Raw genomic sequence first — 24,833 nt, 5'->3', positions numbered from 1 at the left:
TTACTTGGAACCGTTTATTTTTTCTTCTAATTCTGCGATTTTCTTTTGTAAATCAAAAACCGTTTTCTGAAGTTCAGGAAGGTTTTTATAAACTACCGACGAGCGGCGGAAATTACCAACAGGCAATGCCGGATAGCCTAAATATGTTTGGTTTGGAGTTTTTATTGAGTTGGGAACTCCGGTTTGAGCTCCGAATATGCTTCCGTCGGCTATTTGCAAATGGCCGGAAACACCAACTTGTCCGGCAAGGACACAATTCCGTCCAATCTTGGTAGAACCTGCCACACCACACTGTGATGCGATTGCGGTGTTTTCGCCTACCTCCACATTATGCGCAATCTGCACCAGGTTATCTATTTTCACACCTTTGCGAATAATGGTGCTTCCCAACGTTGCCCTATCAACCGTAGCATTACACCCTATATCCACATTATCCTCTAAAATGACATTCCCCATTTGTGGAATCTTTTTGTAAGAGCCGTCTTCAGTGGGTGCAAATCCGAATCCATCGCCACCTATCACTGCTCCGGCATGTATCGTACAGTTGTTGCCGATTATACATTTTTTGTAAACTGTAGCTCCTGAATAAATCGTTGTGCTATCTCCTATCTTGGTATCATCTTCGATGCATACATGAGAATGTATGCGGGCATCTTTACCAATCACTACATTATCGCCAATATAAGCATAAGGGGCAATGTAAGCATTTTCGCCAATGACAGCCGAAGAAGATACAACTGCCAGCGAAGATATTCCTGTTTTCTTCGGGGTAAATTGTTCTACTAAGGATAATAACTGCGCCAGAGACTCGTATGCATTATCCACACGTATCAATGTAGCACTCACTTCTTTTTCAGGCTCGAAGTCCTTGTTTACCAAAATGATGCTTGCCTTACTATCGTATATGTATTGGCTGTATTTGGGGTTGGAAAGAAAACTCAGCGTTCCGGGTTTACCATCTTCTATTTTTGAGAAGTCATGTACTTTTGTGGATTTATCTCCTTGAATTTCACCTTTTAGATATTCTGCAATTTGTTGGGCAGTAAACTCCATATAAAAAAATTTTGGCACAAAAATAATAAACTATTTCTAAATATATTAATTAAGATGTATTTATTTGAAAATTAATAATGTTGGTTAAGCATGAAAAACACTTCCTTTATCATAGCCTGTAATAACAAAAATAATTTTTCTCCACTTTTTTTGTCAGGACATTTATATTCAGCATATCCGAGGCATCAGCTATATCTTTTATAGTCCCGTCTTTATACAATATGTTTATCCTGTCGTCTTTAGGATTGTAAGTATCAGTACTAACGGTTTCTTCGCCAATAAAGTATTCTGCTTCGTCAATATTTATACCAAAAAATTCAATATACTTATCAAGACAGGCTTTCTTCTCCCGTTCTCCAACTGCTTTATCCGATACATTTACTTTAAATAAACGCCTGTTCATAAACGCTTTGCACAATGCAGACAAAACAATATCCGTGTGCAAAGACCACGCTTTTATAGCACATATAATATCCGAATCGTCCAGCAATGCAAAATTATCCAGCGCTTCGTCCGAAGTAGAGAAGCTCTGCTTTGATATGTCCTGATAAAGAAAATAATGAAGCGCAGGCGACGAGAATAATTGAATACCTTCCGAAGCCAACTGTTTAGCCCGCTTCAATATATTCAACAGCATTTTCTCAGCTGCAACAGATGTTTTATGAAGATAAACCTGCCAGTACATCAGACGGCGGGCTACGAGGAATTTCTCGATGGAATAAATTCCTTTCACATCTACAACCAGCTCACCATTATGCAGATTCAACATTTCGATAATACGTGCCCCACCAATAATACCCTCGCTCACACCTGAGTAAAAACTATCACGGCTCAGGTAATCTATCCTGTCCATATCGAGCTGGCTCGAAACTAATTGGTGTAAGTATTTCTTAGGATATTTATTCCGGAATATCTCCAGCGCAAGCTCTAATTTACCGTCAAACTCTACATTAATCTTTTGCATCATCAGGAGGGAAAGTTCTTCGTGGTTTACACCCGAAACCAAGCTATGCTCTAAACTATGTGAAAAAGGGCCATGACCAATATCGTGCAAGAGGATACATGCGAGAGCCGCATTTTCTTCTTCCGCAGTAATTTCATGCCCTTGCCACCGAAGTTGGGCGATAGCTTCACCCATCAGATACATTGCCCCAAGGGAATGCTGAAAACGGGTATGCTGTGCGCCGGGATACACAACCGATGACAGCCCCAGTTGTTTTATGCGGTTGAGACGTTGAAAATAAGGATGCTGGATTATATCATAAATAAAATTATTGGGGATATTGATAAACCCGAAAACCGGGTCGTTAATCATTTTTCGTTTATTTGGGATTCCCATTTTGTTATTATTAGCCCCTCCAACCTCCCCCAAGGGGAGGTTAAGAAGCAATTATCTTTTCAATAAAACTACAATAAGACTATTTCAACGTTTTAAAATATCACACAGCCAGGTGAAACACTTTTGTGTCGACGATATACTTAACATTTCGTCGGGCGAATGCACCCCACGCATAGCAGGCCCAATGGAAATCATATCCAGATAAGGATACTTCTCAAGGAACAAGCCACACTCCAATCCCGCATGAATAGCCCGCACTTTTGCATCTGCGTCAAACAGTTTTTTATAACTTTCTTCCGCTTTTTTTAATATCGCCGAATTAAGGTTAGGTTTCCAACCCGGATACCCGTCACCATGTTTTACTTCAGCACCTCCAAGCAACAATACAGATTCTACCTGACAGGCAATATCATATTTCGACGATTCGATAGAGCTACGCTGACTGGTAGTTATTTCTACAATATTCTTTTCTTTCATTTTTACCGATGCCAGGTTAGTGGAAGTTTCGACCAGACCGGGCATATCAATGCTCATTGCAATCACCCCATGCGGACAGGCATATAGCGTATTCAGTAGAGCGTCGGACGTTTTTTTATCCATCACATTCTCCGGCATATCGCCCGACGATAATGACAATTTCATTTTCGGCTCTACTTTACCTTTCTCCCCTTCCACGTCACTCACAAAGAGGTTGAACAATACACGTAGTTTTTCCTTATCACAATAAGGGATGCACCCTACAGCCACAGCTTCGCGGGGAATAGCATTCCTCTGTTTTCCACCATCGAAACTATGCAAACGCAAATCAGTTTCCTTATTTACTTTCCACAGAAAACGGTTCAATATCTTATTTGCATTGCCCAGACCTTTATCAATATCATCGCCCGAGTGCCCTCCTTTAAGCCCTTTTATTGACACTTCGAAAGCGAAATAGCCTTCGGGCGCTTTATCCGGTTTAAATTCAATCTGCCCTACCGTATCAACTCCCCCGGCACAACCAATAAATATCTCGCCATCATCCTCCGAATCGAGGTTAATCAAAGTTTTTCCCGTAATAAAATTTTTCTCTAAAGCGAATGCTCCGGAAAGCCCCGTTTCTTCATCCACTGTAAACAAACACTCCAATGCAGGATGCGGTATTTCGTCCGATGCTAAAATAGCCAGCATCATAGCCATGCCAATACCATTGTCAGCCCCAAGGGTTGTGTCTTTTGCTTTCACCCAATCACCATCTATGTATGCCTGTATAGGTTCTGTATCGAAATCAAAAGGTACATTGCTCTCACCAACCATATCCATGTGGGCTTGCAAAACCACCGCATCTTTACCTTCGTAACCCTTAGTTGCAGGCTTATATATCAATACATTCCCTGCCTTATCGGTTTTCGAGCTAAGATTATGCTTTTCGCCGAATTGCTGTAAATAAGCTATTATTTTTTCCTCTTTTTTAGATGGACGGGGTATTTGTGTTATCTCGTAAAAATAATTCCAAAGTGCTTTAGGCTCCAATGTTTTTAAATCCATGATGCGTGATTCTAAATTAATTTATCAATGCAAAAATACAGGTTTATTTTTTCTTAAAAGCATCATTATTACAAAAAGCCGTTTTGCATCCTCCAATAAGTGTTTTTTAATAACATTTATTCAGCATTTATTCGTACATTTGAAGCCTGAAAAAAATTTATCTTTCATTAAAAATATGTCAATAAAAAGTAATACATTCGTTCTGGAGAATGAAACAGAATGGGAGCATGCCGGAAACGGGATGCGCCGTCAGATATTGGGCTATGACAACAGCCTGATGATAGTAAAAGTGGAATTTGAGAAAGATGCAGTAGGAAGCGAACATTCGCACCCCCACTCGCAGAGCACATACGTTGCAAGCGGTGTTTTTGAATTCGCGGTTGGAGATGAAAAACAGGTTGTAAAACCGGGAGATGGCATCTACATCGAGCCAAATGTGAAACATGGAGTAACCTGTATCGAAGCCGGCATTCTCATAGACGCATTCAGCCCAATGAGAGACGATTTTTTAAAAGCCTAAATATAAAAGTAAGCAGGTAAAAAAAATTAAACCTGTTTTTTCATTAATCTAAATCACCTTATCCCATTTTATAGTATAGCTCATGAATTTTGAAGAATTAGCTTTGTGTGAAGAAGTGTTGGAAGGCCTGCGGGCAATGAATTTTAAAGAAGCAACACCGGTGCAGGAAAAAGCAATCCCTATCATTTTGCAAAAAAAAGATGTGATAGCCTGCGCGCAAACCGGCACAGGAAAAACAGCCGCTTTTATCCTGCCTCTTCTGCACAACCTCCAGACCGAAGGGCAAAACACCGACGGGATAAAAGCCATCATTATGGCTCCTACACGCGAACTGGCTCAACAGATTGACATGCAGATGGAAGGCTTCTCGTATTTTCTTCCTTTTTCATCAGTGGCGGTTTACGGTGGAAACGACTCGCAGGCATGGGATGTCCAAAAAAGAGGATTACAAAAAGGGGCAGATGTAGTTATCGCCACACCGGGACGATTATTGTCGCATATCAATCTGTACAAAATTGATTTTTCACAGGTTCAATACTTTATTCTGGACGAAGCAGACCGGATGCTCGACATGGGGTTTTATGACGATATAATGCTGATTGCAAAACAATTACCTAAAGATAGGCAAACCATCATGTTCTCGGCTACCATGCCGCCCAAAATAAGGAAACTGGCCAAAAGCATTTTAAACACCCCCGAAGAAATACACATTGCAGTTTCGCGTCCTCCCGAAAGCATTATCCAGACAGCTTTTATCTGCTACGAAAATCAAAAATCCAAACTTGTAAAGCATCTGTTTTCGACTCAGGAGCCAAATAAGGTTATCCTATTTTCCAGCTCGAAACTGAAAGTAAAAGAGACTACAAAAGAATTGCGTCGCATGGGGTTTTCGGTAGGCGAAATGCACTCGGACCTGGAACAATCGCAACGCGAACATGTTATGCACGAATTTAAAAACAACAGAATCAACATTCTGGTGGCTACCGACATCGTTTCGCGCGGCATTGATATCGATGACATAACACTTGTGATAAACTACGATGTTCCGTACGAAGTGGAAGACTACGTACACCGCATAGGACGCACGGCACGGGCGGGCGATGAGGGGATGTCAATCACATTCGTATCGGTAGAAGAGCAATACCGGTTTAAGCAAATAGAGGACTTTCTGGGTAAAGATATTTATAAAATACCTATACCTGAGGAATTAGGAGAAGCCCCTCAGTACGAGCCGGAAAAACACCGGATGAAAAGGAGTTTCCCCGGTAAAGGGAAGAAAGGCAACTTTGGTAAAAAGCCGGGCAATAATAAAAGGCCAAATAGAAATAACAAATAAGTTACGAGCTACAAGATTACTAATCTCAGGCTCTGATAGCAGCCATTAGCCTCCAAAACCCAACAAATTTTTCACACACAACCCGAACAGCGGCTTCATGCCGCTTGTCGGATGAAGCATGTTACGAGTTGCAAGTCTCATTCTCTTTACCCACCTATTCATTTTTAGAAGAACGTCACCACCGGAAAGCCCTAAATCGCATTTTCAGCATAATAAAATTTTTATATACATCCTACATGTAAAAAAATACAAAAAAGTTTGGTTGTTCAGAAATAATAGCTTAAGTTTATAGCACATTATTTATGACTTAATTTATTATTAACATCTCAAAAACCATAAAATCATGACTAAGACAATCACATTTAACGAACTGCGTAAGATAAAAGATGCACTTCCACACGGCAGTATGGCTAAGATAGCGGACGAACTTGGCCTGGAAATCGATACTGTCCGCAACTATTTCGGTGGTTCTAACTACAGAGCAGGACAAAGTGCGGGTGTTCATATTGAACCGGGACCGGATGGTGGTCTTGTTATGCTTGACGATACACAAATATTAGACTTTGCATTGAAAATATTGGAAAAAGAAGAAATACAGATAGAGGACTAATAAAAAAAAGACATTAAAATAAATACGGGGTTTAAACAAGAAGTTTAAACCCCGTATTTATTTATATCTTCAATCTTTTTATTTACTCATTTTGGCCTTTACCTCATACCTTTCGCAATCAAAGTCTTTAATATACATATTTGAGATAAATGCAGTATCCTGTTTGAACTCACGAGCCTCTACCGCACGCTTCATCGTATAGGGCACAGTAAATTTCCCTTTTGTTTCTTTATCGGTAAATGTAAGATTGATGTTTCCCGAAACATCATCTTTACTCGAATTCATAACCAGAAGATAAACTTCGGGCATCGTTTTATCACAGTTCATACCAACTACGGATACTTCTACTTTGTTATTTACAGAGCGTTGGTAAAAATACCATGCTAGCAAAGCAACTACTACAAACACACAAGCAATAAGAGTTTTTTTTTTCATTTTTGGTCTTTTTTTGATGTAAGCGCAAAGATATGATTTTTTTCAAACGCAAAAAATATTCTGCAATTTTGTCTATACAATAAGTAATTAGATGAGATATGTTAGAATAAAAATGTATATTTTTGCATGCACAAATTCAATTTACCATATAATATCTTCGCATGAAACTAAAATTAACAAAAAGCCATATACAAAACCTGTTTAAGTTTGGGTTATTCCTCTGTGTTGTGATAATTATCATACAACTTTTTCCTTCGGCAGATTCATTCAACTATAAATATGAAGTAGGAAAACCATGGAGACACGAGCTTATTACAGCTTCGTTCGATTTTCCGATATATAAAAGCGATGAACAGATAGCTGAAGAACGGGCTGAGATAATGAGAAACTTTACTCCTTATTATCAAATAGATACAACCGTAATCAAAACTCAGTACGAAAAATTTATTTCCGATTTTCAAAGAAATAACGGTTACCAACCAATATTACGAAACACTATACAACAAAAATTCAATAAGATATATTCCAGAGGAATTATCTCAGCCGAAGAACAACAAAAGCTATTTTCTGAGGAAAAACCGGAAATAAACTGCATATATCCCGACCGATTGACCCGCACAGTAAAAGTAACAAGCCTGTATACACCCACAACTGCTTATAATGAAATACTGAACGGAGGTACAGTAGCCGACAAAAACCTGCTGGACACTTACAATCTTAGTTCGTATCTGATTGAAAATGTGAAATACGACACTATTACTTCGCAGATGTCAGAAAAAGAATTATTAAAAAGCCTCTCGCTGACTATGGGAATGATTCAGAGCGGCGAGCGTATCATCGACCGGGGCGAGATAGTAACTCCCGAAACCTACATTATACTTAACTCGCTAAAAATGAAGTATAATGAACAGGAAAGCAGTTTCAGCCAGTCGTATATTTCATTGATAGGTAAAATAGTCATTGTTTTAGGCTTTATCGTCCTGCTGTTTACTTATTTTTACCTTTTCCGCCCCCGTATTTACGAGAGCTATGGAAACCTACTGCTGATACTTATGCTGGTATTGTTCATTATCACACTGGCATCACTCACCATACGTTTTCACAACAGTGTTATCAATTATTACATGGTGCCTTACGCCCTCTTACCAATTATTATCCGTGTATTTTTCGACTCACGCACAGCACTTTACACACATATAATAACATCGGTTATTGTCTCACTCATGATAGACGACCCATTTCTGTTCCTGATACTGCAAATTGCAGTAGGAATGTTGGCTGTCTCTACTTTGAAAGACTTGGCACAACGCTCGCAGTTGGCACAAACCGCTTTGTACATTTTCCTATGCTATGTAGTGGTGTACCTGTCGTACACCGCCATAACCGAAGGGAGCATAAGCCGTATTGCATGGATGCCTATAATATATTTTGCTATAAGCAGTATGTTTCTGCTGTTCGCATATATTTTGATTTACTTATTTGAAAAGATATTTGGATTAATTTCGAGCGTGACTCTGATTGAGCTGACGAACATAAACAGCGACCTCATGCTCAAATTTGCCGAAACTGCTCCGGGTACTTTCCAACACTCGTTGCAAGTATCGAACATAGCAACCGAAGCGGCTAAAAAAATCGGAGCTAACAGCCTTCTTGTACGTACAGGCGCGCTCTACCACGACATAGGAAAGATGAAAAACCCGGGATTTTTCACCGAAAATCAAATAGGCGGAAAGAATCCCTTGCTTGAGAGAGATTACGAAGATGCAGCCCGAATAATTATCGACCATGTAACGGATGGAATCCAAATAGCAAAAAAACATCATTTGCCTGAACAGATAGTTAATTTTATTGGAACACATCACGGACGGAGCAAAGCAAAATACTTCTATAACTCTTTTATCAACGATAACCCCGGCGTAAAACCCAATGAAGCGGCATTTACCTATCCGGGGCCTACCCCAAGCAGCAAAGAAACTGCTATACTTATGATGGCCGATGCGGTAGAAGCACGCTCGCGTAGCTTAAAAGAGTATACCGAACAGTCTATCAGCGATATGGTGGAAGATATGATTGACTCGCAAATAGCCGACGGGCAATTTAAAGACTCTCCGATTACTTTTCAGGATGTGGAAATGGTGAAGCAAGTTTTCAAGGAAAAACTGATTAATATTTACCATACCCGTATCGCTTATCCAAAAGCGAAAGAAGAAACCCCGTCCGAAGAACCGACTATTAAAGAAGAAGAAGAAGAAGAAAATACCGCCAAATGATACGTTGTTGATGAAAGAGCACTTAGAACATAAAGTTTTTCAACTGATTTCAGAAATAGCCGACGATAGCGAACAAGAGTGTTATGTGATAGGAGGTTACGTACGCGATATTTTCTTGAAACGCCCCTCAAAAGACATTGACGTGGTTGTAGTAGGTAGCGGAATAGAAATGGCTGAAAAACTGGCTAATAAACTGGAAAAAAAAGCAGTACTTTCTATCTTTAAAAACTTCGGCACTGCACAGGTTAAGACTAAAGATTTAGAGATAGAGTTTGTAGGGGCACGCAGAGAATCGTATCAGCGCGATTCGCGTAAACCTATTGTTGAAGACGGTACTTTGGAGGACGACCAAAACCGGCGCGACTTCACTATCAATGCCTTGGCATTATGCCTGAACAAAGAACGGTTCGGAGAACTAATCGACCCCTTCGGAGGGCTGAACGACCTGAAAAACAAAGTCATACGCACGCCCCTCAATCCGGATATTACATTCTCCGACGACCCCTTGCGTATGATGCGTGGTATTCGTTTTGCTTCGCAGCTTGGCTTTTTCCTTGAGACGAATACGTTTGAAGCTATCGCCAGAAATAAAGAGCGCATCGGCATCATCTCCAAAGAACGTATAAACGACGAACTGAATAAGATAATCATGTCGCCTAAACCCTCTACAGGGTTTATATTGCTTGATAAAAGCGGGCTTTTGGAATTAATATTTCCCGAACTTGTAGCCCTTAAAGGGATAGAAACCAAAGAGGGAATCGGGCACAAAGACAATTTTTACCATACCCTTCTGGTACTTGACAATGTAAGCCGGCAAACCGACAATCTTTGGCTCAGGTGGTCGGCACTCCTGCACGACATAGGCAAACCACGCTCAAAACGGTATGACAAAAAGCTCGGATGGACTTTTCATAACCACGACTTCGTAGGGATGAAGATGATTCATGAGATTTTTCGCAAGATGAAGCTACCCATGAACGAAAAAATGAAATACGTTCAGAAAATGGTATTGCTACACATGCGCCCCATTATTTTAAGCGAAGAAGAAGTTACCGATTCGGCTGTAAGACGCTTGTTGTTCGACGCTGGCAATGATATAGAAGACTTGATGATGCTGTGCGAGGCAGATATTACATCCAAGAATCCGGAAAAGGTAAAACGATACAAAAACAATTTTAAAATAGTTCGCAACAAACTTCAGGAAATTGAAGAAAAAGACCGCATACGAAATTTTCAACCTCCGGTAAAGGGCGAGGAAATAATGCAGACATTCAACCTGCCTGCCTCGTCGATAGTGGGCGAAATAAAGATGAAAATAAAAGATGCAATTTTGGATGGAGTTATCCCTAACGAATACGAAGCAGCACGGGAATATATGATGAAGGTAGCCGCCGAACTTGGACTAACCCCACCTGAACAGAGATAAAAGAACATAACGATTGAGATATAATAAAACGTAATAACCATGAAACAAATCTTTTCAATTTTAATTATTCTAACTTGTATGGCATCATGCAATTCAAAAAAAACAGGCATTGTGTATCCCGAAACGCCTAAAGAGGATGTTACTGATTATTATTTCGACATTCCGGTACAAGACCCTTATCGCTGGTTGGAAAACGACCGCTCCGAAGCAACCGAAAATTGGGTAAAATCACAAAATGAAGTTACATTTGAGTATCTGAGTAAAATACCATTCAGGGAAGAACTGAGAAAAAGACTAAATGACCTGACAAACTATCCTAAATACGGTTCGCCTTTCAAAAAACACGGCGTTTATTATTTCTTCAAAAACGACGGATTGCAAAACCAAAGCATCCTTTATCGTCAGCAAACGTTGGATTCGGAGCCGGAAGTATTGTTAGACCCTAATGAACTATCGCAAGACGGAACGGTTGCTTTATCGCGGATTTCTTTTTCTAAAGACGGAAAATACCTGGCTTATTCCATATCAAAAAGCGGGTCGGACTGGAACGAGATTTATGTAATGAACATACAAACCAAAGAGTTGCTCGACGACCATGTGCAATGGGTCAAATTCTCAGGAATAAACTGGTACAAAAACGGATTTTATTACAGTGCATACGATGCTCCCGAAGCAGGAAAAGAATATTCAAACAAAAACGAATACCATAAAATATATTATCATACTTTGGGGCAACCTCAAAGCCGTGATGAACTTATATATCAAAATCAGGATTTCCCTCTCAGAAACTATGATGCTTATGTGACAGATGATGACAAGTATCTGTTTATATACGAAAAAGAGTCGAGCTCACGAAATGCATTGTTGATGAAAGACTTGTCGAAGCGTAGGTCGCAGTTTGTAGAGCTTGCACCGGGTTTCGACAACGATTATGACGTGATAGACCACATCAATGGTAAATTATATATTTTCACAAACTGGGGAGCTCCTAAGGGGCGCATTATGCAGGTTGACCCTGCAAACGCGGCACAAGAGAACTGGGTCGAAATTATTCCGGAAACCGACAATGTTTTGAAATCAATATCGGTTGCAGGAGAAAAACTTATTGCAGTATATATGCAGGATGTAGCCAGCCATGCTTACGCATACACATTAGAGGGCGAAAAACTGTACGAAATAAACCTTCCGGGGCTTGGCACTATAAGCGGTTTCAGTGGCAACAAGAACGAAAGTGAAGCCTTCTATACTTTTACATCTTTCACATTCCCTCCTACCATTTACAGATTCGACGTTGATTATAATAAATCGGAAGTATTCAGAAAATCGGAAGTAGCATTTACCCCCGAAGATTACGTAAGCGAGCAAATATTCTATACCGGCAAAGACGGTACAAGAATACCCATGTTCATTACCTACAAAAAAGGGATGGTAAAGAGCGGGGAAAATCCCGTCATGCTGTACGGTTACGGTGGTTTTAATCATAGCAGAGTGCCGGGATTCAATGCAATGCACATCCCATTTCTGGAAAACGGAGGTATCTACGCAGTAGCAAACATCCGTGGCGGAGGCGAGTATGGCGAAGCATGGCACAAAGCAGGAACAAAACTACAGAAACAAAATGTATTTAACGATTTCATTGCTGCAGCCGAATATCTGATAGATGAAAAATATACGAATGAAAAAAAACTTGCCATAAATGGAGGCTCTAACGGTGGGCTACTCGTTGGAGCATGTATGACACAACGCCCCGATTTGTTTGCTGTAGCAGTTCCCGAAGTAGGCGTATTGGATATGCTGCGGTATCACAAATTTACCATTGGCTGGGCATGGGCTACCGATTATGGCACAAGCGAAGATAGTAAAGAGATGTTCACTTACCTGAAAGCGTACTCGCCCCTGCACAATGTTTTCGAAGGCATAAAATATCCGGCTACATTAGTTACTACAGCCGACCACGACGACCGTGTAGTTCCGGCACATTCATTTAAGTTTGCCGCCACACTACAGGCTGCAAACGATGGCACTTATCCTGCCCTTATACGCATAGATACCAATGCCGGGCATGGAGCAGGCCGGCCAATACATAAAATAATTGATGCGCAAACCGATGTATGGTCATTTGTTATGTATAATCTGGGCATGACTCCTACCTTTAACAATGGGAGTAAATAATATAATAAGCTGAATATAAACTACAAAAGCAGTTCTTAAACAAAGGATAGAAAAAAACAGACAAAATACTTTGCAGGAAAAATCAAAATTGCTATCTTTGCACCGCTCAAAGAGAAGGCGGGATAGCTCAGTTGGTTAGAGCGTCGGATTCATAACCCGGAGGCCACGAGTTCAACTCTCGTTCCCGCTACAAAAAAGGAGAAAGCCGAAAAGCTTTCTCCTTTTTTGTCTCATTGCCTCGTAATCGGCTAGTTTTTCTTTGAATTAAAATAGGCAGCAATCCTGTCGGCTACATTTTGCTGCAAATCATAATAATACAGAGCATAATCGCCCGCGTGCATAATCCCCACTTCAAAAAGGCTGCTGGGTAATTTATAATCACGGGGGTCGACAGTAGAACAAACTACCACGCCACGCTCTTTATTAACCTGTGCATCAGCATGGTGAGGCCTGTCTTCAAAATTAGTAATCAAGCCAATACGGCTTCCTTTACTGTCCTCTTTTGGAGCATGGGTTTCATCAGTAGTCCACGATATAGGATTTATTGCCAAAGCACCCGGATTTACCACGGGATTAGGAACTGTGAGTCCGGGCGATTCCGTATTCCACGATACAACAACCTGTAAATCGGTAGGGCCTGTAGCAAACTTAAGCGGCGGATTTTTTCTCAAAAACTCATCGGTAACGGTATAACCTATTGCATAAGCAGCAATGAAACGTTGCATCAACTCCGGACGTGTCCTCATATATTCCAACACATAGAGTAGCGTATTAGAGCCTTGCGAGTGACCTGCCAATATGAACGGACGCCCGTGATTATAATGGTCGATATAATATATAAAGGCATTAATGCAATCAATACCCGGAATACCGCGCATAAACCGTTCCTGATCTTTTGGAGGTAAAGTTAATAGATAATCGGCGTTCATTTGCCGATAGTAAGGCATGTACAAATTGGCGCTCTTTTCATATACCGAAGCAAAAGATGCATGGTTTATTCTGGCTCCTTCTCTCATTATAAAATTCGTTACAGCACCTGCATGCTCCGGCCCAACGTAAAAGGTAGGATAAAGATAAAAAACATCCACAGGCTTTGGAGCATCCTTACCGGGATTGACAAGCCAGTTACTTTCGTCCGAATAATTCGTTATCTTATACTTCGACCTGCTTATCCTCATCTTTCCTTTGCAGGAGAGCAAAACAAAAACAACAAAACATAACAGGATAATTCCAAATATCACATGCATAATAAATTCTTTCATTGCTTTTATTTTTCGGTTTTCGGCAATTTATATGTTGTTTCTTTGTACAAGCAGAACGAATAACAAAGGGATTTGTTCAAACCTTTCGTTTTAAAACAAAAGAGCTGAATACAAAAACAAGCATTCTACAAACATAATATAATAAATTCTATTCTTTATTTACCAGAAAATAAAACTTGTAACTCGTAACTATATTATCACGTATGTATTTTCTTCTTTATCTCAGCAATTATTGATTTACGGTAAAACAATAATGAAAACACTATGATAAACAGCGACACACCACCCAACACTATCATTGGCCACCTGATTATACCAAACAGGAAAAACAAAATGGCAATACTGAATATAGCAACACCAATAGTAAAAATTATAGGCAATATATGGCTTTTCTGAGATTGGAAATCATAAAAATAAAATCCGCCACTCACCACCAAGGCTCCAAAAAGTATATTTGGAATTACAATCTGCACATTCAATGCTTCGGTTGAGATTAAGCGAATTATAATCATGAGCAGGCAAACAGTAATTACAACCGAAAGGAACCTTTGTATCAAATTGGCTTCGACAAGGTTACGTGATAAAAATATCTTATAAAACAGGTAAATTCCGGTAATAACATACAGGCTCCACGGAATCCCTCCTACCGCTATATTCACAACAACTGAAATGATTGTCAGAATTATCAAGACACGGACACTCCACGTAAGATAAATTGTTGTAATATCACGCTTACATTTATAAACAGGATAGTTGGATTCTTCCGACTTAATCTCTATTTTGGAGCCACAGACCGGACAATTATCAAAAGAATCGCCGACCTTCGCATTACAGCATTTGCATATTCTCATAAATTATTCCCTTCTATCACTACATCTATACCTAACGAAGTAAATACTTCATATAATTTTGCTTCAAAGGCACTTTCCATTACCGTTTTTGTAATAGATAATACGATACTATCCTCATAGCTTACCAAACCACAGCTTACCTCGTTGGAGTTTACAGGCCCTAAAATGGCTTCAAAACTTCTTATATTACCAAAGAAATCTGTTTTTACCGCACCAATATTAGAGAGGGTTGCCGTAAACGATTTCCGGGTAATGTATTTTATAATACGGCTTATTACAATCCCCTTCAAGCCAATCGGCATATATTTCACCCCCGGATTGCTCACTATTTTATTAGTCATTGCCGCCATTTGGTCGAGTGATTCTTTGCTCGTTCCTACTTTCAACTGCTCATTTATCATTGGAATCAGTGTCTCCATGTCAACCACATTTTCATACGGTATTTTGACAATTGCATACATCGAAAAATTCCGCAAAGTCCTTACCGGATAATACTGGCGCATATTTACCGGAACCTGTATCTGAAAAGTCCCCTTTGTTTCTTTCGTAGCCGATTTCACCGCAAGAAACATGGCAGACAATACGAAGCCGGTTACATTCGTTCCATGTTTTTTTGCTGTTTGAATCAAATCTTGCGATTGCATAATAAAGTGCAGTAACTGTGCCGGCTGTATTTTTGTTCTTTTACCACTTATTTGCAGCGCACTTGCATTACCATATCCGCTTGTATTCTTTGATTTATCGGTAAGGGTAAATGCGTTAACAGATTCCTCGGGTTTTGGAACTTCTGAAATATCCAATATATCGTCGGCTACAGTTGTTGGCTCACCAAGCATACGCAGGTATTCATTAAGAAGCGTTTTGAAAAGTGTCATACCTCCATATCCGTCGGCTACCACATGAAACACTTCTATAGATATTCGCCTGTTGAAATATAATATTCTGAAAACCTGATCGCTGTTTGTGTTTACTTTTATTGGGGAGCAGGGCTGATTTTCTTCCTCTTCTATCGTAAACCGTTTTCGCCTTGCATCCAGATAATGCCAGAAGACTCCTCGTTTCAGCGTGGTTGCAAAGGTAGGAAACCGTTTAATAACCGCATGTAAGGCCAACTGCAGAATTTCAGGTACAACCTGTTTCGTCATATTTGCCGATATACGGTACATCGACATGTTCGACCGTGTCATGGAGAGCGGATAAATCTTGGCGGCACTATCCAAAGGATACCATTCGTTTGGGTCAGGCTCGGAATAGAAGGTGCCAAAAATATCCGGCCCGATGCGTTCAAACGCTTCTTCCATCGTCAGCGACGAGCTTATATAATATTCCACAGCCTTACGAACATCCTGTTCAAACAGTTGTATCTCTCTCGGTGGTAGCTGAACGCCACCTATAATTCTTTCCAAACAGGACTGGAACTCAGCTTCCTGTTCTGCAAAAGTATTATTATCTATTTGGTGTTTCTTTTTACTCAATATTGCTTTCTGAAATCTATTGTTTAAACATCAAAGGTAGGCTTTTATTTGTGAACCTGAACAAGTATAAAGCCTCTTTAAGAAAAAATAGTTAATTAAAACATGGTTCAGGCATAGCTAACAAGCCAAACAACTTACCACATATATACAGAGGGACATCCATATTTAGGCAGTATACTATGGCTTGTAAAGTACTTGACAGGATTATAATCCTGTTTTTTGAAGAAAGATTCTGTAAACAGCTATAATTTTCAAATCAGAAAATGCCAGTTTAGCAATATTACTTACCTTTGGGCCAAAATAACACTTAAGTAATCTCAACTATAGATTACGGATTCGCACTAAATTGAAAAATGGAATATCGGCTTAATAAATATATTAGTGGTTCAGGCTATTGTTCGCGCAGAGAAGCTGACCAACTTATCGAAGAGGGACATGTAACCATTGACGGCAAGCGCGCAAGTATTGGAATGCGTGTACTGCCCGGGCAAAAGGTTAAAGTACGTGGCGAACTGATTGAAAACGAAGTTGAACCTATATATATTGCTTTTAACAAACCTGTAGGGGTAGTTAGTACTACAGACCCAAATGAAAGTGATAACATTGTTCATTACATAAGCCACGAGCAGCGCATATTTCCTATTGGCCGCTTAGACAAGGACTCACAGGGACTCATTCTCCTGACCAATGATGGAGATATTGTAAACAAAATACTTCGTGTTGGCAATAACCATAAAAAGGAATATCTTGTAAAAGTAAACAAGCCTATAACAAAAGAGTTTCTTACTAAAATGACGCAAGGTGTCCCAATCCTTGACCGTGTTACTCGCCGATGCGAAATAAAGGAGATTAATCCATACACCTTTCAAATCTCTTTAATTCAAGGGCTTAATCGCCAAATTCGCCGCATGTGCGAATATTTTGATTATGAAGTGGTCAAACTGGAGCGCATCCAGGTTATGAACATTAAATTAGGCAATTTAGGACAAGGCAGTTGGCGGAATCTTACTCCCAGCGAGTTGGAAGGTTTATTTAATTTGTTGGAAAAGTCAAAATCTGTAATTGAGGGCAGTAAACCCGCCAATAGCAATAAAGCTATAAACAAAGCCCTGAAGGAACATGATATAAAAAATGATTATCGCAAATCGAGTAGTATTTCCAAGCAGCCTAAAAATCCAAAATCAGATAAATCTCCCGGAGTATTCGCCGGCGAAATAACAAAAGAGAAACCTATGAGAAAAAAAGAAGGAAGCGGTAAACGGGTAGGAAAATCCAAAGCACCTACTAAGAAAGTACAAACAAAACAACATTCACCATCAAAAAGAGGAAAATAGGATGTTTTATTATTTTAAGCCTTAACTGAAGATATATTGAAATCTCAGAGGTTTAATAAAATTCATAAAAAAAGGGTGAAAGTCAGATTACTTTATCATATTCAATAACATCATATCTCTTCTTATCATTAAATCAGTGGCCATTGGGGCTCAAGCAATTTCTAAGCTATTATTTTACACCCATTTCTAAAGCCCAAAGGTGTTACTCCCGAATGCTTTTTAAAAAATTGTCCAAAAAATGATGCATTGGGGAAATTTAACTCTTCTGATATTTGCTGAACTGTTAATTGTCTGTTTGACAATAACTTTTTTGCTTCTACCATAATACTCCTCTGAATCCAGACTATCGCATTTTCACCCGATTTTTCTTTTATGATAAAGGAAAAATACCTTGGAGTCAGGCACTGTTCATTTGCATAAAAAGCAACATCCCGGTGTTCTTTACAGTTTTTCGTCAGTGAAAAAAGGAATTTACGAAAAATAGTATCCTGCCGCGAGTAAAACTGCTGTTCAATAGGTTTTCGTCGGGTGTAAATTCCTACTATTTCATAGCATAAAGCCATCAACAAATTATTCATTACATCTTCTGCAAAAGGATGTTCATTCATCTTCCTCTGACGCTCCTTTATCAAATTAGAAATTTCTATAAGGCCTTTCTGTTCTTCTTCGGATAATGAAATACATGGGTTCTCTGATATATTCAGAAAATGATTCATGGTAGATGGTATCTGGATTTTACTTATATACTCTATATTTGCACCAAGTGCATAACCTTCAAAATCATTACTTTTTCGTATCTTTTGTACTACCGAATGAGGAAACAATACACATAAATCTCCTTTATTTATCCGATAAGCTTTCGTATCGAGCATTATTTCTGCCTCACCACTTAAGCAAATAAATACTGCTGCAAATTCTATTTCAAAAGGAATAGCCTCGTCATCATCATTCACCAGATAGTCATAGGCTTCATCGATATCCAACAGAGCTCCACACATCTTACCCCGGAATACATCACTTGAGATAAATTGTACTCTTGATTCCGGCTCTCTTTCTATTTTCATATAACTCTACCTGTTTTTCTATTATTTTCTAACAAAAATAAACATTATTTTACTTCGCAACAATCATAAAATATCATAAATTGTACAAATTGAACATTTTTAGTAAAAAAACAAACATCCTTTTGACAACCTGTCCTCTTACTTTTGTGCAAGGTATAAAACTCTTATAAATAAATACACAAAAGTATTGGCACTATAAAATTTGAAAATATAAATTTAAAATAAATAGGATGAAAAAAGTTTCGATTATGTTATTAGGCGGTATTATCATTTTGTTTTCCGCCTGTAAGTCAGAAAAAACACCTAAAACGGAAATCAAAACAGCAAGAGTCTGTACCGCCTTAGTTTATGGCGAAAATCATACGGTTACTTTTCCCGGAAAGGTCAAGGCGTCTTCTGATATTAACTTGTCTTTTCGTATCAGTGGCCCCATTTCCAACATACATGTAAATGAGGGGGAATTTGTACGGAAAGGACAAGTGCTTGCCGAAATGGACGACCGCGATTATAGAATACAATTTTCGGCAACCGAAGCTGAATATAATCAAATAAAGGGCGAAGCCGAACGAGTAATTAAACTGTATGAGCAGGAAAGCATATCGGAAAATGATTATGAAAAAGCGGTTGCTGGATTACAACAAATTACCGCCAAGTACAATGCACACAAAAATGCCCTTGCTGATACCAAGTTGATAGCTCCTTTTGATGGATATGTACAAAAGCGCTGGTATGATAAGGATGAAACTATCAGTGCCGGGATGCCTGTCTTTTCAATTATCAGTATAGGAGAACCCGAAGTGACAGTTAACATTCCTGTAGGATATTTTATACAGCGTGATAAATTTGACTCTTTTACCTGCGCCTTCGATGTTTATCCCGAAACCGTATTCTCATTAGATTTAATATCCATCAACCAGAAAGCCAATCTTAATCAGCTATATACTATGCGATTGAAGGTACGAGCCAATGGAAATAAATCACTTCCTACACCCGGTATGTCCACTATGGTTTCTATTTCATTCAAACCGGAGAATTCACATCTTGTTTGCATTCCTATGACAGCTATATTCGAAAAAGACGGACAATCAGCTATCTGGGTATATAATCCTACACAACAAACAATACAATTTCGCCCGGTAAAGCTTTCCGAAATACTTACAGATGGTACAGTGGTTATTTCCGAAGGCTTGCAAGCTGGTGAAACCGTCGTTTCGGCAGGTGTTCATACATTACAGAATGGCGAGCATGTTAAATTACTTCCTGAAATTTCACAAACCAATGTAGGAGGAATGCTATGAAAGATATTGGCAGTTGGTCGCTTAATAACCGCAAGTTGGTCTATTTTCTAGTTACAGTACTGGTTATCGGGGGCATACTCTCCTATTACGACATGAGTAAACTGGAAGATCCGGAGCTAAAAGTTAAACAAGCCATGGTCGTAACAGCATATCCGGGAGCTTCTGCACATCAGGTGGAACTGGAAGTAACGGATGTTTTAGAAAAAAGCATTCTTTCCATGAACAGTGTAGGAGATGTAACCAGCCGTTCTATGAATGATGTATCGATGATCAGTGTGGAACTGAAAACAATAGTGCAAAATGAAGAAGTAGAGCAATGTTGGGATATGCTCCGTCGGAAAGTAAATGACGTTCAGAGTAAGTTGCCTGAAGGAGCGGTAAGTTCCATTGTCATGGATAATTTCGGAGATGTATACGGAATGGTGTATGCGTTAACTTTTGATGGTTTCTCTAACCGGGAAGCTATGCGTTATGCAGAACTCATCCAACGTAAGATGCAGGACATAGAAGGAGTATCTCAAGTCAGTATCTATGGAGAGAAAAAAGAATGCATTTACATTGAACTTTACGAAGACCGTATGGCTAATATGGGCGTACATCCTGCTCAGGTAATCTCTACACTCAACGGCCAGAATCAAACGGTATATTCCGGTTATTACGAAAGTGGTGATATGCGTATACGCGTTTCGGTAAACGATAAGTACGAAACAATAGAAGACATCGGCAATTTATTGTTGCAAGGCTACGAAAATGACCAGCTACGTCTTCGCGATATTGCCCGCATTACCAAAGGTACCGAAAGTCCTGTACGCAACGAACTGCGTTACGATCAAAAAGAAGCATTAGGCATCTCCATCTCGGCATTAAGCGGTACTGATATTACTAAAATAGGTAAACAGGCTGATAAACTAATTGATGAACTTAAGGCTACAAAATTGCCTACGGGAATTGAAATCCAAAAAATATTCTTTCAACCTGAAAGAGTAAATGCTGCGTTAAACTCTTTTATGCTAAATCTTCTTGAGTCGGTTCTGATTGTAGTGATACTCCTAATGTTTACAATGGGATTCCGCAGTGGAATCATCATAGGAATGAGTTTGGTTATTACCGTATTTGGGTCGTTATTTATGCTCAATATGTTTGATGGCACGTTGCAAAGAGTTTCGCTTGCCGCATTTGTTCTTGCAATGGGTATGTTGGTAGACAACGCTATTGTAATTATTGATGGCATTCAGGTAGATTTACAACGAGGTGTTCCAAGACGGGAGGCACTTACTTCTATTGGAAAAAGAACTGCCATGCCTTTACTGGGAGCTACTTTAATCGCAACACTGGCTTTTTTCCCTATTTTCCTGTCGCCCGATAGTGCCGGTATTTATGTCCGCGATTTATTTATTGTACTGGCAGTATCACTTCTGTTAAGTTGGGTATTAGCTTTAGTATTGATTCCTATCCATGCCGATAAATACCTCAAAACAAAACCGGTAAAAGAAGGAAAAGATCCTTATAATAATAAATACTACCGTGCATTGCGAAAAGTATTGACATGGGTTTTATCTCACCGTATTATTTCGTTGAGTATTGGAGTGACGTTAGTACTTATCAGCTTATTCTGCTTCCGTTTCCTTCCACGCGGCTTTTTTCCCGATATGGATTATGATCAGCTATATATAGAATACAAACTCCCTGAAGGTGTAAACAGCACTCGCGTAAAAGCCGACCTGGAAACTATAGAAACTTATCTGTTAACACGAGAGGATGTTACTCATGTAACCACATCCATTGGAGGAACTCCTAGTCGTTATAATCTGGTACGAAATATAGCCAATCCCTCATTGGCTTATGGAGAATTAATCGTAGATTATACTTCGCCTAAGCAATTGGTTGCTTCTATCAATGAAATACAAGATTATCTGACAGAGAACTATCCGGATGCCTACGTACGTCTTAAACGGTATAACTTGATGTATAAAAAATATCCGATAGAGGTAGAATTTACCGGACCCGATCCTACTGTATTGCGCAGTTTAACAGCTCAAGCGGTAGAAATCATGAATAGTAGTTCCGATATATTTTTGATAAATACAGATTGGGAACCCAAGACACCCGTGTTGATGGTGGATTATAATCAACCAGTTGCACGAAATATAGGACTTAGCCGTCAGGATGTGGGATTATCCTTGCTGACCGTGACAGGTGGTATTCCAACCGGAGGTTTTTACGACGCCACAAAACAGCAAACTATCTATTTAAAATGTATCGATAAAGATGGAAATCCCATCGAGTCAATTGAAAATACACCTGTATTCAGTATTAAACCTTCACTCAATGGGATTGACAAACAAACTTTGCAAGGAATAATAACAGGAGCAATCACCGAAGAAGAATTACTTGCTTCTGCATTGCAGACTGTCCCATTAAGCCAGGCTTCAAATGGTGTAAAACTTCAGTGGGAAGATCCGCTTGTGATACGGCGTAACGGGCAACGTGCCATGCGCGCGCAATGTAATCCAGTAAGTGGTGTTGCCGCCGAAAATGCACGCCAAAGCATTGAGGCGCAAATTGAGAATATTTCACTACCCGAAGGTTATACAATGAAATGGGAAGGAGAGAAAAGCGCCAGTGAACAATCTATGAAATATCTGTTCAAAAGCTACCCATTGGCTATTATATTAATGATTACTATTCTAATAATGCTTTTTAAAGATTATAAGAAACCATTGATTATTTTTCTCTGTATTCCGCTGATGTTTGTCGGGGTGATATTCGGAATGCTTATTTCAGGGAAAACATTCGCTTTTGTCGCGATTGTTGCAACACTCGGCTTGATGGGAATGATAATCAAAAACGGGATCGTACTGATGGATGAAATCACTTTGCAGATATCCGAAGGTATAGAACCGATAAAAGCATTATTGGATAGCACTGCCAGTCGTTTTCGTCCGGTTATGATGGCATCACTGACCACTATTCTGGGTATGATACCACTCTTGAGCGACCCGCTGTTTGGTCCGGGTGCGGTAGCCATTATGGGTGGTTTACTTATCGGGACGCTTATCACATTACTTTTCATTCCGGTATTATACGCATTATTCTTTAAAATAAAGATGAAATAAAAAAGTCTGATTAAAAACAAATTACGATGAAAATAAAATATATATCAGCAAAATATGTCGCTTTCTGCCATTGGAACATCTGTATTGTATTCATGCTATTCCCGTTATTTCTCCATGGGCAGGAATCTATGACACTTGAAAAATGTCGTAAAATGGCATTGGAAAACAATAAGCAGATAGCTATTGCCGAACAAAATAAAGAGAAGGCTTCTGCTACAGTTAAGGCTTACAGGGCAAATTTCTTACCTCGGATTTCAGCTACAGGATTGGCATATTATACTAGTGCTGAAAATGACTTTAAAGTAAAAACAGATAATATTCATTTATTTAATCCGGATGATTTAAACGGGATTTTGCCTCCAAATTTATTGCCTGTAGTCAGCCAGTTTTCCACAATCAGTATTCCTGATATGAATTTTAATCTGAATCTGAATAATTCATATCTGGTCGGGGTAAGTGTAGAACAACCTATTTTTATGGGGGGCAAAATTACTTCTGCTTATAAAATGGCAAAAACCGGAAATGATATCGCCAAGCAAAACCAGAAGTTGACGGAAACAGAAGTCATACAGCAAACTGATGAAGCCTATTGGATGTATGTAAAAGCAACAGAATTAAAAAAGTCAAGTGAGAAATACAAGAAAGTGGTTACCGAGCTTTACCGGGTAGTAGAAAATGCACAAAAAACAGGGATGAAATCGCAAAATGATGTAATGAAAGTACAGGTAAAACTTAATGAAGCCGAATTACAATTGCTTCAGGCTGAAAATGGTACGCGGCTAGCCCGTATGAATTTATGCCATATTATCGGAATACATCTTTTAAGTGAAATTATGTTGCCGGAGTCGTTTGATTATGCGTTGCTAAGCATGGATGACAATGTGGATGTTACCTCCCGCCCTGAATATGCTATGCTAAGCAAGCGGGTACAACTAAAGGAACAGGAAAAAAAGCTTGTCAGAAGTGAATTTCTGCCCAATATAGGAGTCAGAGGCGGATATAACTATATGTATGGACTAAAATTAAATGATGAGGTACTGATGGATAATACTTCATTTTCGGCGATGATTTCAGTAAACATCCCATTATTTCATTGGGGCGAAGGTGCTAACAAAATACGAATAGCTGAAACAGAAAAAAAAATTGCACAAATACAATGGCAGGAAGCAACCGAAAAAATGCAGCTTGAACTAACGCAAACACTAAACAGATATGAAGAATCTATATTGGAAATACAACTAACCGCCAATTCACTGAAACAAGCTGAAGAAAACCTGAAAATAAGCCGGAATCATTATGATGTGGGCATGGAAACCCTTGCCGATTATCTGGAAGCACAGACTCTCTGGCAAAAAGCTTCATCCGACTTCATCAATGCTAAAGCTGCCTTAAAATTAAGTGAAACATATTATATGAAAGCTGCCGGAAAGTTACGGATAGAAGAATAAGAGGTGATGTTATAAAAAGCATGCTACAATATTTAATAATAGATGATGAGCTGAAGGTCAAGATATAGTGTGTTATAAGATTATCCATGATATTTCAGGCATATTTCTTCTAGCTTTAAGAGGTTGTTTAAATTTTACTCGCAAGATAAATTTTGGAAATTTTCTAGGGAAATTTTGACTTCATTTCATTGAATAGCCCTACAAATCAATGATAAAATAATCAATTTAAACAAACAATAATTTTACGATGAGCCACAATAATGGCTTGCGGTCCCCAGATTGGTCCCCAGCAAAACAAAA

18 protein-coding genes and 1 tRNA gene are annotated in these 24,833 nt (G+C 39.2%); 11 read left to right on the top strand and 8 right to left on the bottom strand.

What is annotated here, in order from left to right; genetic code table 11:
- The 3 genes from lpxD to D0T49_RS02120 form a co-directional block, all read right to left on the bottom strand.
- A complete protein-coding gene (gene lpxD, locus D0T49_RS02130; protein WP_163628944.1) occupies positions 1–1,053 on the bottom strand; it encodes a UDP-3-O-(3-hydroxymyristoyl)glucosamine N-acyltransferase in 1,053 nt (350 codons plus the stop codon).
- Positions 1,054–1,162: 109 nt separating this feature from the next.
- Positions 1,163–2,386 carry an HD domain-containing protein gene (locus D0T49_RS02125; RefSeq protein WP_163628981.1) on the bottom strand — a complete coding sequence of 408 codons (1,224 nt, stop codon included), beginning with the start codon at positions 2,384–2,386 and terminating at the stop codon, positions 1,163–1,165.
- A 90-nt stretch (positions 2,387–2,476) separates the two neighbouring features.
- On the bottom strand, positions 2,477–3,916 hold the full coding sequence (locus D0T49_RS02120; protein WP_163628943.1) for an aminoacyl-histidine dipeptidase: 1,440 nt from the start codon (positions 3,914–3,916) through the stop codon (positions 2,477–2,479).
- A gap of 175 nt (positions 3,917–4,091) precedes the next feature.
- Between D0T49_RS02120 and D0T49_RS02115 the strand changes: the two genes are divergently transcribed.
- From D0T49_RS02115 to D0T49_RS02105, 3 genes are all read left to right on the top strand, one after another.
- Complete coding sequence (locus tag D0T49_RS02115) at positions 4,092–4,436, top strand: cupin domain-containing protein (protein ID WP_163628942.1); 345 nt, start codon at positions 4,092–4,094, stop codon at positions 4,434–4,436.
- Between the two features lie 82 nt (positions 4,437–4,518).
- Complete coding sequence (locus tag D0T49_RS02110) at positions 4,519–5,772, top strand: DEAD/DEAH box helicase (protein ID WP_163628941.1); 1,254 nt, start codon at positions 4,519–4,521, stop codon at positions 5,770–5,772.
- 343 nt (positions 5,773–6,115) lie between these two features.
- Positions 6,116–6,382: a DNA-binding protein gene (locus tag D0T49_RS02105; RefSeq protein WP_163628940.1), complete on the top strand. Its 267-nt coding sequence runs from the start codon at positions 6,116–6,118 to the stop codon at positions 6,380–6,382.
- A gap of 78 nt (positions 6,383–6,460) precedes the next feature.
- On the opposite strand, the gene D0T49_RS02100 is transcribed toward D0T49_RS02105, so the two are convergent.
- Positions 6,461–6,817, bottom strand: a complete 357-nt coding sequence (locus D0T49_RS02100) for a hypothetical protein (protein WP_163628939.1) — start codon at positions 6,815–6,817, stop codon at positions 6,461–6,463.
- A gap of 161 nt (positions 6,818–6,978) precedes the next feature.
- Here D0T49_RS02100 and D0T49_RS02095 point away from each other — a divergent pair, with 161 nt between their 5' ends.
- The 4 genes from D0T49_RS02095 to D0T49_RS02080 all read left to right on the top strand — a co-directional run bounded on the left by D0T49_RS02095 (position 6,979) and on the right by D0T49_RS02080 (position 12,875).
- Positions 6,979–9,087 (top strand): HD family phosphohydrolase, encoded by a 2,109-nt coding sequence (locus D0T49_RS02095; protein ID WP_163628938.1) that lies wholly within the window; start codon positions 6,979–6,981, stop codon positions 9,085–9,087.
- Between the two features lie 10 nt (positions 9,088–9,097).
- On the top strand, positions 9,098–10,513 hold the full coding sequence (locus D0T49_RS02090) for a CCA tRNA nucleotidyltransferase (RefSeq protein ID WP_163628937.1): 1,416 nt from the start codon (positions 9,098–9,100) through the stop codon (positions 10,511–10,513).
- A 39-nt stretch (positions 10,514–10,552) separates the two neighbouring features.
- Entirely contained in the window at positions 10,553–12,685 is a 2,133-nt protein-coding gene (locus D0T49_RS02085) for a prolyl oligopeptidase family protein (protein WP_163628936.1), read from the top strand.
- Positions 12,686–12,801: 116 nt separating this feature from the next.
- A tRNA-Met gene (locus D0T49_RS02080) sits at positions 12,802–12,875 on the top strand.
- A 58-nt stretch (positions 12,876–12,933) separates the two neighbouring features.
- On the opposite strand, the gene D0T49_RS02075 is transcribed toward D0T49_RS02080, so the two are convergent.
- The 3 genes from D0T49_RS02075 to D0T49_RS02065 all read right to left on the bottom strand — a co-directional run bounded on the left by D0T49_RS02075 (position 12,934) and on the right by D0T49_RS02065 (position 16,273).
- Positions 12,934–13,947: a DUF3089 domain-containing protein gene (locus tag D0T49_RS02075; protein ID WP_163628935.1), complete on the bottom strand. Its 1,014-nt coding sequence runs from the start codon at positions 13,945–13,947 to the stop codon at positions 12,934–12,936.
- A 197-nt stretch (positions 13,948–14,144) separates the two neighbouring features.
- Positions 14,145–14,798 (bottom strand): DUF6320 domain-containing protein, encoded by a 654-nt coding sequence (locus D0T49_RS02070; RefSeq protein WP_163628934.1) that lies wholly within the window; start codon positions 14,796–14,798, stop codon positions 14,145–14,147.
- Positions 14,795–16,273, bottom strand: a complete 1,479-nt coding sequence (locus tag D0T49_RS02065) for a hypothetical protein (protein WP_163628933.1) — start codon at positions 16,271–16,273, stop codon at positions 14,795–14,797. The genes D0T49_RS02070 and D0T49_RS02065 overlap by 4 nt, the downstream gene beginning before the upstream one ends.
- 353 nt (positions 16,274–16,626) lie before the next feature.
- Between D0T49_RS02065 and rluF the strand changes: the two genes are divergently transcribed.
- Positions 16,627–17,607 (top strand): 23S rRNA pseudouridine(2604) synthase RluF, encoded by a 981-nt coding sequence (gene rluF / locus D0T49_RS02060; RefSeq protein ID WP_163628932.1) that lies wholly within the window; start codon positions 16,627–16,629, stop codon positions 17,605–17,607.
- A 161-nt stretch (positions 17,608–17,768) separates the two neighbouring features.
- On the opposite strand, the gene D0T49_RS02055 is transcribed toward rluF, so the two are convergent.
- Positions 17,769–18,671: an AraC family transcriptional regulator gene (locus tag D0T49_RS02055; protein ID WP_163628931.1), complete on the bottom strand. Its 903-nt coding sequence runs from the start codon at positions 18,669–18,671 to the stop codon at positions 17,769–17,771.
- 230 nt (positions 18,672–18,901) lie between these two features.
- On the opposite strand from D0T49_RS02055, the gene D0T49_RS02050 reads away from it, so the two are divergent.
- The 3 genes from D0T49_RS02050 to D0T49_RS02040 are packed head-to-tail and all read left to right on the top strand — an operon-like array spanning position 18,902 to position 24,533.
- The gene (locus tag D0T49_RS02050; RefSeq protein WP_239056987.1) at positions 18,902–19,969 is read left to right on the top strand and encodes an efflux RND transporter periplasmic adaptor subunit; all 1,068 of its coding nucleotides are present in this window, start codon (positions 18,902–18,904) and stop codon (positions 19,967–19,969) included.
- Positions 19,966–23,085: an efflux RND transporter permease subunit gene (locus D0T49_RS02045; protein WP_163628930.1), complete on the top strand. Its 3,120-nt coding sequence runs from the start codon at positions 19,966–19,968 to the stop codon at positions 23,083–23,085. Before D0T49_RS02050 ends, D0T49_RS02045 begins: the two co-directional genes overlap by 4 nt.
- A 26-nt stretch (positions 23,086–23,111) precedes the next feature.
- Entirely contained in the window at positions 23,112–24,533 is a 1,422-nt protein-coding gene (locus D0T49_RS02040; protein WP_163628929.1) for a TolC family protein, read from the top strand.
- The last annotated feature ends 300 nt before the right edge of the window (positions 24,534–24,833 follow it).

Source organism: Paludibacter sp. 221 (assembly GCF_010501035.1).
GTDB lineage: Bacteria > Bacteroidota > Bacteroidia > Bacteroidales > Paludibacteraceae > QVMH01.
The sequence above is the reverse complement of the archived record's forward strand: the minus strand, read 5'-3'. Positions and strand labels throughout refer to the sequence as shown.

Bases quoted from the DNA above. Each gene is read 5' to 3' on its own strand.
- lpxD (WP_163628944.1), bottom strand. From the start codon at position 1,053: ATGGAGTTTACTGCCCAACAAATTGCAGAATATCTAAAAGGTGAAATT.
- D0T49_RS02090 (WP_163628937.1), top strand. From the start codon at position 9,098: ATGAAAGAGCACTTAGAACATAAAGTTTTTCAACTGATTTCAGAAATA.
- D0T49_RS02055 (WP_163628931.1), bottom strand. From the start codon at position 18,671: ATGAAAATAGAAAGAGAGCCGGAATCAAGAGTACAATTTATCTCAAGT.
- D0T49_RS02040 (WP_163628929.1), top strand. From the start codon at position 23,112: ATGAAAATAAAATATATATCAGCAAAATATGTCGCTTTCTGCCATTGG.
- D0T49_RS02095 (WP_163628938.1), top strand. From the start codon at position 6,979: ATGAAACTAAAATTAACAAAAAGCCATATACAAAACCTGTTTAAGTTT.
- D0T49_RS02070 (WP_163628934.1), bottom strand. From the start codon at position 14,798: ATGAGAATATGCAAATGCTGTAATGCGAAGGTCGGCGATTCTTTTGAT.
- D0T49_RS02085 (WP_163628936.1), top strand. From the start codon at position 10,553: ATGAAACAAATCTTTTCAATTTTAATTATTCTAACTTGTATGGCATCA.
- D0T49_RS02115 (WP_163628942.1), top strand. From the start codon at position 4,092: ATGTCAATAAAAAGTAATACATTCGTTCTGGAGAATGAAACAGAATGG.
- D0T49_RS02105 (WP_163628940.1), top strand. From the start codon at position 6,116: ATGACTAAGACAATCACATTTAACGAACTGCGTAAGATAAAAGATGCA.
- D0T49_RS02045 (WP_163628930.1), top strand. From the start codon at position 19,966: ATGAAAGATATTGGCAGTTGGTCGCTTAATAACCGCAAGTTGGTCTAT.
- D0T49_RS02100 (WP_163628939.1), bottom strand. From the start codon at position 6,817: ATGAAAAAAAAAACTCTTATTGCTTGTGTGTTTGTAGTAGTTGCTTTG.
- D0T49_RS02050 (WP_239056987.1), top strand. From the start codon at position 18,902: ATGAAAAAAGTTTCGATTATGTTATTAGGCGGTATTATCATTTTGTTT.
- D0T49_RS02110 (WP_163628941.1), top strand. From the start codon at position 4,519: ATGAATTTTGAAGAATTAGCTTTGTGTGAAGAAGTGTTGGAAGGCCTG.
- D0T49_RS02075 (WP_163628935.1), bottom strand. From the start codon at position 13,947: ATGAAAGAATTTATTATGCATGTGATATTTGGAATTATCCTGTTATGT.
- rluF (WP_163628932.1), top strand. From the start codon at position 16,627: ATGGAATATCGGCTTAATAAATATATTAGTGGTTCAGGCTATTGTTCG.
- D0T49_RS02120 (WP_163628943.1), bottom strand. From the start codon at position 3,916: ATGGATTTAAAAACATTGGAGCCTAAAGCACTTTGGAATTATTTTTAC.